A 13,741-nucleotide genomic window follows, 5' to 3' on the forward strand; every position below is an offset into this window, starting at 1 on the left:
GGGACGCCACAATGACCGACATTGTCGATATTCGTAACCGCTACATCGAAGAACTTCGCCGGGTGCTGCCCGCGCTGCAGGCATGGTGGGACAAGATGGAAGCCGATGAAGGCGAAGTGGTCTGGAAGCGTTGGCCAACCGGCCTGGCCGGGCACCCGCGGGTGCTGGGGATCTTCCGCAAATATTATCTCCAGATTGACGACATGAATCGCGAACAATCAATGCCGGAAGAGGAGCCGGCTGAGAAATGGGGCATCGATAGCATGGGTGAGGAAATTGGGTTCGTGCGTCCCGCCGATGTCCTTCTTTTCGATCTCCCGTCATTCGCGCCTGATCTCACCGACGTCACGGAAGGCATCTGCTTTCTGCCGATCGCGCTCAACGAGAAAGACGAGGTGGTCTGATGGCTCCGCTGATTACGCTTTACGACAACGATCTCGGCACGCGCCGTTTGCTGACGCAACCGCGTTATGTCGCGCCAGTTGGGGATATTCGTGTGGCCCGCGGGCTGGACGAAGCAAGCACCATGCATCAGACCTTGTTCGGCGAGTATTTGTCGGATCTTAAGGACGCCTACGACATCGCCACGTCATGGTGGGCAGGCATCATCGTCTCGGAGGAAGAGCGTCACGGTAGCCGCGAAAAGGCACTGGAAGAAGCTTTCAACGCTCGCGTCGCTGGAGCGGCCTCCAACCCACACGTCGTCTGGGTCGTGCGTCGCTACTGGCTGAAATGCGTGACGGTGAATGTCAAGGCCGGAGAAGCCGAAGGGGTCGCGGCAGAGACCTTTTTGCTGCAATGGTTGATCGATGCTGGCGAGACGAATCCAGCAAAGCTGATCGCCTGCATGCCTTATTGGCCGATCGGCCTGGACGAGAACGGGGCCTGGTGCTGATCCATGACATTCGCTGTCTGGATCGAGAATCGCACGCCGTTCGTTGCCGGTACGTTTGTGCAAACGAATGCCGATGGCAATGAGGTGTTCCTCGCCGTTTTCTCGGCCAGCTTTGATATGCTAAAAAACGCGACGCAGTTTCAGCCGGCATCGGAGCAATTGCCGGTAAGCTTTGGCGACGTGCCGTTCGGGGATCCTGCCTATTCGTCAACCCGCTATGAGGGGGAAATCGCGTGGACGAAGCCGGGGGTCGACGTGATCTTGAATGGCCAGGCACATGCGCCGCGCGATGGGCGCGTCCATGAAATGCAGGTCGGGTTGAGGTTCGCCAATATCCGCAAGGTGCTCAACGTGACTGGCGATCGCCTGTATGACGCGGGCGGCTATAGTCAACCACATCCCTTCGCCAAGATGCCGATAATCTACGAACGCGCGTATGGGGGGACCGATGACAACGGCAAGACCGACACCCGCAACCCGCTTGGCGTCGGCTACCATCATGCCCGCTCCGCGGACAAGGCCGTGAAGACGCATGCACCCAACGTCACCTATGCGAGTGAGCGGTTCCTTAGCCCATCCGATCGGCCAAGCCCGGCTGGGTTTGGGGTGGTCGGCCGTGGCTGGCATCCGAGGCTACAGTTTGCAGGTACTTACGATCAGGCGTGGATCGACAATCAGTGGCCTCTTCCGCCAAGGGATTTTGATCCGCGTCACAATCTCTGTGCGCCCGCCGACCAGCAGTTGCAGCGGCTGAACGAAGGCGAGGGAGTCAGCGTCATCGGCATGACGCCGGAGGGCCGCTGGAACTTTCGCATACCGCGTGTCGTGGCTCCGATCCGCCTTCTTTACGATGACCGCGCGGAGGATCATCCGTTCCACATTGACACCGTCGTCATTGAGCCGGATTTGCGCCGCCTCACGCTGAAATCGCGTTTGTTCCTAGTGACCAGGCGCAACACGCCAGCGCTCAGGGAGATCGTTTTCGGCCATGTGACGCCGGCCTTCCTCCTCGCGCGGCGCAAACGCAAGGTCTATCTGAACCCGCGCGGCGGCAGCGGCGTCATTGCAGAGAGGGCGACATGGCTAGCCTAAGGGCGCCGATCTACGTCGTGGGTGGCGGTGCCGTGACGCCAGCCGGCCTCAATGCACGCCAGACACTGGCGGCAATCCGGGCCAGCCTCTCCGCCTTCGAGCAGCGTACCCTCACGGATCCCTTCGGCGCGGAACAGACCGTCTCCCGCATTCCATCGCACTATTCGCTGCGCCACACGGAGAAAGTCTGGCTCACCAGCATGGCCACACGAGCGGTCGCTGAGGCGCTGGAGACAGGCGGCCTTGCCGCCAGCGCAAGTGCGCTGCTCTTGGTAGCGCCCGAGGCTTTTCGCGAGCACCCCGCCTTCGCGGAGACCCCGGCCACGGAGTTCCTGACCGGCCTGCAGGACGCGCTGGGCGAAACCTTCCATGCCACCTCGCGCATTGTCGACGGAGGCGCGGCAGCGTGCATAGGGCTGCTGGATCGGGCGGCTAACCTGCTCGTCACGCCAGGAGTCGAACAAGTGCTGCTGGGTGGCGTCGACAGCCTGGTGAACGACAAGGACCTCGCTCGCCTGAAGGCGGCCAACCGCCTGAAAGCGGAGGACAACGCGCAAGGCCTTGTGCCAGGCGAAGGCGCCGTCGTCGTTTGCCTGCGCCGCGCGCCAAGCCCCGACGTGCAGACGCAATGCACCATTCACGGCGTCGGCGTTGCATTGGAGGAAAACTCCGTGCTAGCGGAAAACTACAGTCAGGGCAGAGCATTGGTCGCTGCCTGCCGTGCGGCGATTGAGGGTGAAGGCGCCACTGAGTCTGGCATCAAGTTCATTGTTAGCAACGACAACGGCGAGCGTTATAGTGCCTGGGAGGGACTAATCGGCCGCTCCCGCTTTTACCGGACGCGCCGCGAGATCCTTCCAATGGCTCTTCCCGCGATGACGGTGGGCGACATCGGTGCCGGTGCCGGCGCACTCACACTGCTTATTGCCGCCGACAGCTTCACCAAAGGCTATGCGCCGGGCCGCGTCGCTATGTGCGAAGCCAGATCGGAAGCCGGGATGCGCGCCGCTGCGCTTGTGAGTGAGGTCATCAGAGCTTAACCGCGTGTCTTTGCGTCGTGGACGGAGTCTTCACATCCACGCCGGAATTGAGCGTGAACGCCTCCAGTTGGTCAGGGCGATCTCCGCGTTGGCGAGCGCGCCCCTCATAGCGTCCAGTCTCAGCCGTCGCATCGATTGGAATTTGCCGAACTTCGCTGGCCCCCTCCCATTGTCCCACCAAGTCTGTACCCGCGAAGCGCAAGGTAGCGGCGTCGCCTCTATAATCTCGAACTTCGGCCCGAGTTTGGCTGGGTCCGTGACGAACACGTCGGTGTCATTAAAGTCAATCTCAATCAGGTCGCGCAGCGCGAGCCCCGCCGCATAAGCGAGTTCCGGCGACCGCATCCTCTCGATCAACCAAGGCATAATCGCCATGTCACCCGCCAGTCCGCTCGCCGCGACAGCCGCCTCGCGCGTTGCGGCGGTGGATACGAAATGCTCCCACCACGTCCGCGCCGCAGTCGACGGCGTGGTGAGCAACCGAATTTCGAATACGGCTCCCGCAAGCTCCGGGTTACGAGCCACCATCTTGTCGAGCATGGGATGGACCCGCGGCGCCTCCCCCAGCAGACAGGCCGCCACTGCCGCCTCCAGCCGCTCCTCCGCGCTGGGTGCCTCCAGGCATACCCAAACCTTGGCGATCACATCTCTACGCCGCAGCGCTCCTGCGAGCTTGAGCGCTCTGCGGCGTACCTCAGCGTCGCCATCAGAGAGCAATCCCGTCAGCCTGGGCCCTGGATTGCCCCCATGGTGGTGGAGCGCGCCGACTCCCAACGCACGCTCCATTGCGACCGTCGAATCTAGCCAGCGCGCCACGAAGGGCTTCAACTTACCCGGCGAACTGCGGGCAACAGAGCCAGACAGCGCTGACAGTCCGGACTTCCCGAGCCGGCCCGCGCTCTCCAACGCGAACTTGATCGCTGACGCGGATTGCCATTCAAACGCTAGGGCCCCAAGCAGAAACAGTTCGGGCGGCTCCTGGTAGTCGGCGAAGCGCGCCGACGCCAGGTCCCAAGCCGTCTGGCCTGCCGCGAAGAGCCCATCGAGATTAGCGTCGAGCCGCTGGTCGATGCGGCCGATGTCGAAGGCGCCCATGATAGGGCCGTCGATCTCGCGCGAACGACGGTGCCACAGGAACGCGGCGTCCTCGACATGCTGCTCGATAATCGCCGGGATTGTCGCAATCCGCTGCATGGACTTCTCAGTTGAGGTGAACAGCCGCGCCCCGCACGCGATTGACGCCGCTTGCCTGGCTGCTCAACTGGCTGCCGCGGATCGAAATGCGGCCGTTCTTCTCCAGAATGATGGAAGCCAGGCCGCAGCGCAGCTCGATGCGTTCCTTGGCGGTCAGCGTTACGGTTTCACCGTCGCGGATCACCTGCACTTGTTCGCGCGTGTGAGCTGGGTCCACAATGCGTCCGATAACGAGCGGGCGGCCCGGATCGCCACCTTCGAAAAGCAGCGCTACCTCCGCGCCCACAGCCGAGGAGTCAAGTCTCGCCAGGCTGCGCGCCTTGAGTGCCGTCTCGCCGGGATTGCCTACGAACACCACTAGCGGTGCACCCTCCTCAAAGCCGATCAACAGCCCGATGACAACCCCGTCGATACCTTCAACCGATTCGTTGCATCCAGTTAGTTCAGTTGTTGAAGACATTGCTACCCTTGATCTTGACGTCGCCGTCAGCTTTGACCTGGACATCGCCGCTGCCCTGGATGCGGATTTCCTTGCCCTTAATAGAAATCGAGCCATCCTTCTTCATGTTGATCGTCGCATCGCCGCATTTCAGCGTGATCTCGTCGCCGGCATCAATCACAAGCTTTTTGCCGACCTTGATCGAACTGTCTTCGGTAATGTCGATGCCGCTGCTCTTGCCGACTTTGAGCGCGTGAGCCCCATCGATTTGGGTGCCATCGTCCGCGGTGATCTTGGCGGTCCGTCCCTTGCCGATCGTCGAAGCATGATCGCCGTCTACATTGAATGTCTGATTTCCATTAATTTTCACCGTCTGGTCGGATTTGATGGTCCAACTGTCGGAAGCCCCGATGTCGTGGCTCTGCCCCAGCACCACGCTGACAGAACGGGTCGCGCCGATGCTGTTGATCTGAAAACCGCCGACGCTACGGGTCTCCGCGGCGCCGACGGTGTCGAAACGCGCCGCCTTCACCGTAATCGTCTGTACAATCCCCACTGTCTGAGAATGATTGGCGTCGATGTTTTCCGTCGAGTTCGACACGACATGGATGGTTTCGTTGGCCATGACTGTCAGCGAGCGGTTGGCGCCCACTGTCTCGGTGTCGTTCGAGCCGATGTTGGTGGTCTGGTCGACGCCGATCTTGACCGTCTTGTTGTTGCCGACGTCCTCGTCGAGGTTGTGGCCGACGGAGTGTTTGGCGTCGTGGTCAATGCGGTCGGACTGATCGTGCTGGACCAGCTTTGTGCGGTCATGCTTGATCAGAAGGTTGTGATCCTTCTGTGCCTGGAAATTGACCAGTTCGGAGCCGGCCTTATCCTCGAACATCAGTTCGTTGTAGCCGCCACCGCCTTTGGAAGAATCCGACTTCCAGCCCGATTGTGTGGCGTTGCCAGGCAGGCCGTAGGGCGGCATCTGCGAGGCATTGTAGACCCGGCCGGTGATGATCGGCAGGTCCGGGTCGCCTTCGATGAAGTCGACGATGACCTCCTGGCCGATGCGCGGTATCTGGATGAACCCCCAGCCACTGCCGGCCCAACTCTGCGACACCCGTACGAAACAGGAACTGTTCTGGTCCTTCTTGCCGACGCGGTCCCAATGAAACTGGACCTTCACCCGCGCATATTTGTCGGTGAATATCTCCTCGCCGGATGGACCGACCACCGTCGCCGTCTGCGGGCCGCGCATGATCGGTCGTGGCGTGGTCCGCGGCGGGCGATAGGGCAAGGCTGTCGGCGCCACACCGAGGACCACTTTGAAACTCTCGCTTTCGACGTCGGCCTGGGCTCTATAGCCGGGGTCAAACAGCCTGTATTCGGCGCTGACCACCAGATATTCCTGGTTCTGGTCTTCGCGCGGAAAACCGTCCAGCTTGAACGTGCAGCCGGAATACAAGCCGCGCACGGTGCCGGCCGCGGCGATGCGCTGGTGCAAGGCCTGGATCTCCTCGCGCCGGATCGAAGCCAGGCTGTCGCCCCGGCTTACTTCGAGATGCGCGCCCGGCTGGCGGTAGTTCTCACCCGCGGACAGTTTGTGACTGAACGGCTGGGCCGACTTGGCCATGAGGTCGGCGCCCGGCTTCTTGAAATCATAATCGGTGTGGGCATAGGCGCCTGGGCGCACCGAGCTGCCCGGTATCCATTCGGTGATGTATTCGACGTCGCGCCGGGAGCCCTGACCTTCAAAGTTATAGAGCACTTTCTCGTAGCCCGGCGCAGGCTTCAGCTTGCTCATCGCGTCAGCCAGGACAAGCGTATGCTTGCCGTCATCGTGCTCGAAGAAATAGAAGATGCCTTCGTGCTCCAGCAGCCGCTGCACAAAGTCCAGATCGGTCTCGTCGTATTGCACGCAATATTCACGCGCCGGATAGGACCCTTGCAGGCGTAGATCGAATTCTGAGATACCGTATTTCTTGAAGACATCCTTGACGATGTCAACGACGCTCTTGTTCTGGAAAATATAGCAATCTGTGGTGTTGCCGAGAAACCAGAGCCACGGCCTGATGACGGCCTCGTAGTAGGCCAGCCGGTCCTCCATGCGGGTGAGCCGAAACTCCGATACGATTCCACTGAGCCAGCGCTTCGGATCGGATTCACCTTCGATCGAGACAGGCCCGCCCAGCATCTTCAACGGGTCAATATCGGAATCTGTGCTCACGAACCCGACCGTGTAGGCAAAACAACGGCTGATCTCATCGCGTCCGATAAGATGCGTGAAGGTCAACAAGTCGGAGCCAACCGGTGTGCGGACAACGGTGGCACGTTCATTCGGCATGGGTCGAGCCCCCTCCTGGACGCGGCCGCCAGTGTGATGGATTTGTTGTTCCCGCTATATCAACGGTGTCATTAGCGGTGTTACGTTCAGGAACTTTCCAAATCCGCCACGCCAGGCCATGTTTAGCCTATCACATGTTTTCCCGCTGACCAAAGAGTACAGGCGGGCGACAGAATCTTACCCGCCTTCTCGTCGACTTGAAACGCCGCTGTCCTGTTTTGCCTGCAAGCTGCTAGAATGTTGGAGTATCGATCAACGATCGACGGCGATCTTGGATGTACATCAGTCTGCGGATCAACAATGTCGACGCCCTGCTCGCTGGCACCTCGACCAGCTACGTGGCGCGTGATAGCGGCTTCGAAATCGGGCGCTATGCTTGTGACTGGACCTTGCCCGACCCCGACAAGTTCATCTCGGGTCGGCACTGCGAGATTCGATACGAGGCGGGCGCGTTCTGGCTGCACGACATCTCGCGCAACGGGACCTTCATCAATGGATCGAGCCAGCGCATGAGCGGCCCGCATCGGCTGGTCGATGGCGACCGGATGCTGATCGGCCGCTATGTCGTCTTGGTATCGGTCGAAGAAGAGCGCGCCACGGCAGACCACCCCAGCCGCGATTCGACACAGCGGGAAACGCCGGTCGCGACAGGCCGGCCGCTGGAATTCGGAGATGGGCCTTTCTTCGAGCCCGCGCAGCAACGGTCCGCACAGCGCATTTCCGCGCCGACATTCTCGTCGCCTGCCCTGCCCTCAACCAGGGACGAGGTGCTGCGGGAGATCGCGATCGCAGCCGGCATTTCGCCGGAATTGCTTCAATCGCGCGACCCCCATGAAGTTGCCGCCGAAATCGGCGCGGTCTTGCGGGACGTGGTCGAGGAGCTGACCCTGCTGCTGAAAGCACGCGCGGCCGCGAAAATGTTGGCCAAAAGCACACAGCGAACGATGATCAGCGCCGCCGACAACAATCCGATGAAGTTCGTTCCAGGAACCGACGACATCCTGGAAATCATGTTCGCCCGGCGCAGGACCGGCTATCTTGATGCCAGGCGCAGCATCGAAGATGCATTCCGCGATCTCAAGACTCACGAGTTTGCCACTTATACCGCGATGCAAACCGCGCTCTCCCGGCTGCTTGACGACCTGTCGCCCGAGGCGATCGGCAGGAAACTCCCGCCTACCTCGTTTACGAAGAAGAAGAGCCAAGCCTGGGACGTCTATGTCGCGACATGGCGGACCATGGAGGAGGCACATGAAAACGGCATGCTTGATATATTCCTGGCCTATTTCAGCGAGGCCTACGCCAAGGCCGGCAAGCAGAAATAGGAGGTCCCAGGAAGGCACGGCCCCGGGAAACGTATGGCCAAAAAGCATATGGCCAAAAATGCATGGCACGGCAGTCGGCGAAGAAAAGTCTCGCTGACGCCCGGCGTCCGGTTCCAATCGACGATTTCTGAGATTACGATCGCATAAGACAGTTCGCCAAGCGGGTAAGACTCATTGAGCTGAGGGTCTGCGGCAAATGTCATGTCACTACGTGATAGCATCTTCTAGCCATTGCCACGGCCGGCAGCGGCTGCCTTTCCTTTACCTGGCCGGAAACCGTTCTGCGCCCATCTCACCCCATCGCCGGCGCCCCGCCTGCACGGACGATCTGCGATGAGTTCGAAGGACGACCCCTTCGGCCCGGCGGGCAAGACGGTCATTCGCGCAAATCCGCGGAGCAAGCAAAAATCGACGCTAGTTCCCGAGCTGCCCTTCGCGGACAGAGGCCAGTCCTCTCCAATCAAGGATTCGACGGTGTTCGATCCAGGCGGCGGGTGGTCGCCAGGCTGGGCATCCGGAACCGTGATTTATCAAGGTGGCCCCGGCGATGTTGGTACGCCGACAGGCTCTGCTGGGACTGCGCCGAGGACAGGCATCGAGCAGGAAAGCCTATTCAACGCCGGGAGCGGCATCAAATACGCCGCGGCAAACCCCATTCTCGCCGCGGCGGCACCTTTGCTGATGCTGCTCGGACAGTTCAGGCTCTTGCCCGTTGAAAGACAGGCGGCGCCATTGGCGCAACATGTCACGGAGGCGATTGAGAAATTCGACCGGATAGTTGAGAAGTCAGGCGTTGCCGAAGAGGATGCCCGGATTGCGAAATTCGCCCTCTGCGAAACCGCCGACGATCTCATCGGTAACCTGCCGTGGCCCAGGACTGACGCCTGGGCGCCACACGGGATGCTGCGGCAATTCTTTCACCTCGAGCCCACCGGCACCGGCTTCTACGAAGCGCTGAACAAGATCCTGGCCAGTCCCGAAAAACACTACGATCTGCTCGAACTGATGCATGCCTGCCTGTCGCTGGGTTTCGAAGGCCAGTATCGAGGCGTGACGCGACAAGACAACAATCTCGAACGCGTTCGTCGCGACGTCTACGAGACGCTTCGCTATTTCAGGCCGCGTTCCGGTGGAGACATCTCGCCGCATTGGCAGGGCCTAGCGGCGACGATGGCGCAGTCCTCCGCCCGCCTGCCGCTTTGGGTCGTCGCGGCAGCGGCGACCGCGTTGCTGACAGCGGCGTTCTTCGCATTGCGGGTCTTCATCACCAATGAAGGTGAGGCGGTCGCGGGTGAATTGCTGGCGCTCGACCCATCAACACCAGTCGTCATAGAACGCGCCAGCGTGGCGCCGTTGGCTGAGCCGGCGAAAGTCACCCCACCGGCGGCCACCGCGCAGATTGATCGTATTCGTGCGGCATTGGCCAAGGATCTCGAAGGCGGCGGGCTGACCATCGGCACCAAGGGCGACTTCATCGTCGTGGAAATCAACAATCTCCTGCTGTTTCAGTCCGGCAGGGCCGAGGCGAGGCCGGAATTCCAGCCCATTGCCACCGACATCGCCGCGGCTCTGGAACACGAGCCTGGACCAATCCGGATCGTCGGCCACACGGACAATGTGAAACCACGAAAGTCGAGCGCGTTCAAATCCAACTTCGACCTTTCCGTCGCCCGGGCGAAGGCAGTCGAAGTGTTGATGGCAGTGAAATTCACCGATCCCTCGCGACTGACGGTCGAGGGTAAGGGCGAGGACGAGCCAATCGCCGACAATGCGACACCGGATGGCCGCGCCAAGAACCGCCGTGTCGATGTGATGATCCCCAGGGAGGAAACACTGTGAGCACGGCCCGCTGGAACCACCCATGACACGTTGGCTGTTGCGGATATTCAGCGTGATCGCGCTGGTCGGCTTCGCCGCGGCAGTGTGGTTTGCCGGGCCATTGATCCGCTTCGCCGACACCCGGCCGCTCGGACCTGGGTGGCTGCGCGCGACGATCATTGGTGTGATCCTCGCGCTGCTGGCGCTTTTTTACGCGCTGCGTTTCTGGAAAGCGAGGAAGGCGCAAAAAGCGCTCGAAGCCGTCGTTGCGCACAATGACGACCGCGATGACGATTCTCGGGTGCTCGAAGCGCGGATGAACGAGGCCGTGGCGGCGCTCAAACGGTCGAGCGGCAAGCGCAACTTTCTCTATGAGATCCCCTGGTACGTTGTCATCGGCCCGCCGGGTGCCGGCAAGACGACGGCCCTGGTCAATTCAGGCCTGAATTTTCCGCTTGCCGGTTCGGGGGACGCCCAACCGGTGGTCGGTGTTGGCGGAACACGTGCCTGCGACTGGTGGTTTACCGATCAGGCCGTGCTGATCGACACCGCAGGACGCTATACGACGCAGGACTCCAATCCCGAGATTGACAAGAAGAGCTGGCTCGCATTCCTGTCACTACTCAAGAGGTACCGCACCAGACAACCGATAAACGGCGTCATCCTGGCCATCAGCCTTGCCGATGTGATGAGCTTCGATGATCAGCAGCTTGATGCCCACATCGTCGAGATACGCAGCCGCCTGAGAGAAATTCACGAGACGCTGAAGATCCAGTTTCCCGTCTATCTGCTTTTCACCAAGGCCGATCTGGTTTCAGGGTTCACGGATTATTTCGGCGGTTTCGACGAGGCGCGCAGACGCAAGGTATGGGGCACGACATTCCAGACGGCGGAGCGCGATAGGAACATGGCCGCCGCGGCTCCTGCCGAACTCGATGGGCTGGCGGAACGACTGGCGGACGAGATGGCCGACCGCCTCCAGGAAGAGGCTGATCCGGTCACGCGCATCTCCATCTTCGGCTTTCCGGCTCAGTTCGGCGCGCTGAGGGCTCGCATTACCAGTTTTGTCGCCGGTCTATTCGACCCGTCCCGCAGCCAGGTGAACGCCAGCCTGCGTGGACTCTATTTTTCGTCAGGCACGCAAGAGGGAACGCCCATCGATCAGGTGCTGGGCGCAATCGGCCGCAATTTCGGGGGCAATTCCCGCCCGCACCTTTCCGGAACCGGCAAAAGCTTCTTTTTGCATGATCTGCTGACGGACGTCATTTTTGCCGAATCCGGATGGGTTTCGTATGACAAATCAGCTGCGAGGCGGGCGGCGGTGGCCAGATTTGGCGGCCTCGGTACGATAGCGCTGATCGCTGCTGCCGCACTCGGTACGCTCGCTCTGAGCTTCGCGGCCAACCGCTCGCTGATCGCGTCCGCAACGGTTGCCATGGGCCAGTATCGCGCGATGGCGGAAAAGCTGCTCAAGGCGGCCACGGTTACCGATGTGGACCTTGAAAACGTCATCGGCCCGCTCGACCAGTTGCGCGACCTGCCGGCCGGGTTCGAAGCCGCTGAGCTAGCGACACCGATCGGGGAGACGTTCGGCCTCAGTCAGCGGGAAAGACTTCTTTCCGCGTCCCGGACCGCTTATCGGAAAGGCCTGGAACGCATGTTGCGCTCGCGCCTGCTGATCCAGGCCGAGCGAACGATCCAAGCCAAGATGGGCGATCCCGCCGCACTCTACGAGCCGTTGAAAATCTACCTCATGCTTGGTGGCAAAGCGCCGAAGGTCGATGACGCGCTGATCGTTTCCTGGATGAAGCAAGATTGGGAACAGAACCGATACCCGGGCGAAAACAACCGCGAGGGACGAGCGCACCTCGAAAAGCACCTGCGCGCCATGCTCGCCTTGGACGACGCCTACGACCCCGTTTTCGAACTGAACCAGCCACTTGTTGAAGCCGCACAACGCTCTCTCGAACGCATGAGCCTTGCCGATCGAGCGACCGCTTTGATCAAGTCGGCGATCTACGCGGCGGCGCTGGATGACTTCTCCGTTTCCCAGCAAGGTGGTCCCGAAGCCCAACTGCTGTTCGAACGTATCGATGGCAGCGAGCTGGCGGACCTTCGTGTTCCCGGTCTCTACACCAGTTCCGGCTTCAACAGGTTCTACCTTGCCCAACTCTCGCGCATTGCGCAGATGCTCGTCGACGAGCAGTGGGTTCTCGGTGGTGGCGGAGAGCAAGGCGACATCGATCAGCAATTGCTCAGGCTCGGCCCCGAACTTCTCGATCGCTACGGCAAGGCGTTCGCCGTCGCGTGGAACAGCGTTCTCGACCAGTTGAAATTCAAGGCGATGCTGACAGACAAGCCGCACTACACCGCGCTTTCAGCCGCTGCCTCCCCCAATTCGCCGATAGAGCGGCTGTTTTCGGCGATCGCCAACGAGACGGCGCTGACACGGGACCCAGGTGACGGTCCTGGCGCCGAGACAGAATCCGCGGCTCAAAACCAGCAACGCAGCGCCGCAGAATTAGCCAAGGGCTTAGCCCGTATCGGCATACACATAGCCAACGGCAAATCGCAAATCCGCGCCGGCGCACAGCCCGCTGACGTACAGAACTTGAATCCGGGCGCGAACATTGAAGCGCGATTCAAATCATTCCAGGTCCTGGTGAACGGGCCCACCGGACATCGCCCGATCGACGCACTAACCCAGAACTTCAGCGACATCTATCAAAGCCTGCGACTGGCCACCGAAGTTCCTTCGCAGGTGGAGCGGCTCAACGGTAATCTGCAGCTACAGATTGCCACCCTTCGCGCCAATGTCTCGCGTCTGCCCAAGCAACTCGGCCGGATGGTCAACACGACGGCAGATGAGTTCGAAGGTAACGTCGCCGAAACCTCGGTGACAAACTTGACCCAGATACTCGACCAGACGGTCACAGCCCCCTGCGAGGCAGCGATCAACGGCCGTTACCCCTTCGACGGGAGCAGCACCGAGGATGTCGCCATGGCCGATTTCGCGAAGCTGTTCGCCCCAGGCGGACTGATGGACCGGTTCTTTGCACAAAATCTGGCCTCGCTGATCGACATGACCGGCCAGGACTGGCGTTGGAAACAGGATACGCGCTTTGGACGCAACTTGTCGAAATCGACCTTGAAGGACTTCCAGTTGGCTGCGGAAATCCGCATTGCCTTTTTTCCATCGGGCGCTTCAGTACCCTCCGTCAGCGTCACCTTTACACCCTTCTCGCTGCATGGCGATGCCGACATGGCCGTACTTGATGTCGATGGCCAGACCGTTCAGAGCAACCAGACCGGAAATGGGCCGAGCACGGTGACTTGGCCGACCGGTACGGCTAGCCCATTCGCGAGCCTCAGCCTGACACCAGAAATGCCAGGGCGCCAGTCCGCCATCACGTTCGAAGGGCCGTGGGCCTTGACGCGGCTTCTGAGCAAGGCGGCTATCACGGGCAACGAGGGCAGCATGCAGGCCCGCTTCGTGATCGGCGGGCGCGACGTCACCTACACGATCCAGACAGGGTCCGGCACCAACCCCTTCCTGCTCCCTGCCCTTTCCGGGTTCACCTGTCCCAAGGCGTTCTGAGATTGAGA

Annotated in this window: 10 protein-coding genes and 1 pseudogene; 8 read left to right on the forward strand and 3 right to left on the reverse strand. The window is 60.9% G+C overall.

Going from position 1 to position 13,741, the window contains the following annotated elements:
• Window positions 1–11 precede the first annotated feature (11 nt).
• The 4 genes from FJ946_RS05885 to FJ946_RS05900 are packed head-to-tail and all read left to right on the forward strand — an operon-like array spanning window position 12 to window position 3,027.
• The gene (locus tag FJ946_RS05885) at window positions 12–404 is read left to right on the forward strand and encodes a hypothetical protein (protein ID WP_140524750.1); all 393 of its coding nucleotides are present in this window, start codon (window positions 12–14) and stop codon (window positions 402–404) included.
• Window positions 404–895 (forward strand): hypothetical protein, encoded by a 492-nt coding sequence (locus tag FJ946_RS05890; protein ID WP_140524751.1) that lies wholly within the window; start codon window positions 404–406, stop codon window positions 893–895. Before FJ946_RS05885 ends, FJ946_RS05890 begins: the two co-directional genes overlap by 1 nt.
• A gap of 3 nt (window positions 896–898) precedes the next feature.
• Entirely contained in the window at window positions 899–1,987 is a 1,089-nt protein-coding gene (locus FJ946_RS05895) for a DUF2169 domain-containing protein (RefSeq protein ID WP_140524752.1), read from the forward strand.
• Window positions 1,988–2,019: 32 nt separating this feature from the next.
• A complete protein-coding gene (locus FJ946_RS05900; protein ID WP_140524753.1) occupies window positions 2,020–3,027 on the forward strand; it encodes a hypothetical protein in 1,008 nt (335 codons plus the stop codon).
• A 30-nt stretch (window positions 3,028–3,057) separates the two neighbouring features.
• Here the strand turns inward: FJ946_RS05900 and FJ946_RS05905 are convergent, their stop codons facing one another.
• The 3 genes from FJ946_RS05905 to tssI are packed head-to-tail and all read right to left on the reverse strand — an operon-like array spanning window position 3,058 to window position 6,992.
• Window positions 3,058–4,221: a hypothetical protein gene (locus FJ946_RS05905; protein ID WP_140524754.1), complete on the reverse strand. Its 1,164-nt coding sequence runs from the start codon at window positions 4,219–4,221 to the stop codon at window positions 3,058–3,060.
• Between the two features lie 7 nt (window positions 4,222–4,228).
• Window positions 4,229–4,681: a DUF6484 domain-containing protein gene (locus FJ946_RS05910; protein ID WP_140524755.1), complete on the reverse strand. Its 453-nt coding sequence runs from the start codon at window positions 4,679–4,681 to the stop codon at window positions 4,229–4,231.
• Window positions 4,665–6,992: a type VI secretion system tip protein TssI/VgrG gene (gene tssI, locus FJ946_RS05915; protein ID WP_140566554.1), complete on the reverse strand. Its 2,328-nt coding sequence runs from the start codon at window positions 6,990–6,992 to the stop codon at window positions 4,665–4,667. The genes FJ946_RS05910 and tssI overlap by 17 nt, the downstream gene beginning before the upstream one ends.
• A gap of 275 nt (window positions 6,993–7,267) precedes the next feature.
• On the opposite strand from tssI, the pseudogene FJ946_RS31510 reads away from it, so the two are divergent.
• From FJ946_RS31510 to tssM, 4 genes and pseudogenes are all read left to right on the forward strand, one after another.
• Window positions 7,268–7,537: pseudogene (locus FJ946_RS31510) on the forward strand (FHA domain-containing protein); the annotation flags it as partial.
• The gene (gene tagH, locus FJ946_RS05920; RefSeq protein ID WP_318012495.1) at window positions 7,538–8,317 is read left to right on the forward strand and encodes a type VI secretion system-associated FHA domain protein TagH; all 780 of its coding nucleotides are present in this window, start codon (window positions 7,538–7,540) and stop codon (window positions 8,315–8,317) included.
• 474 nt (window positions 8,318–8,791) lie between these two features.
• On the forward strand, window positions 8,792–10,156 hold the full coding sequence (tssL, locus tag FJ946_RS05925) for a type VI secretion system protein TssL, long form (RefSeq protein ID WP_348642170.1): 1,365 nt from the start codon (window positions 8,792–8,794) through the stop codon (window positions 10,154–10,156).
• 22 nt (window positions 10,157–10,178) lie between these two features.
• Entirely contained in the window at window positions 10,179–13,733 is a 3,555-nt protein-coding gene (tssM, locus tag FJ946_RS05930) for a type VI secretion system membrane subunit TssM (RefSeq protein WP_140566546.1), read from the forward strand.
• Window positions 13,734–13,741: the final 8 nt, after the last annotated feature.

The organism is Mesorhizobium sp. B2-4-7 (assembly GCF_006442685.1).
GTDB lineage: Bacteria > Pseudomonadota > Alphaproteobacteria > Rhizobiales > Rhizobiaceae > Mesorhizobium.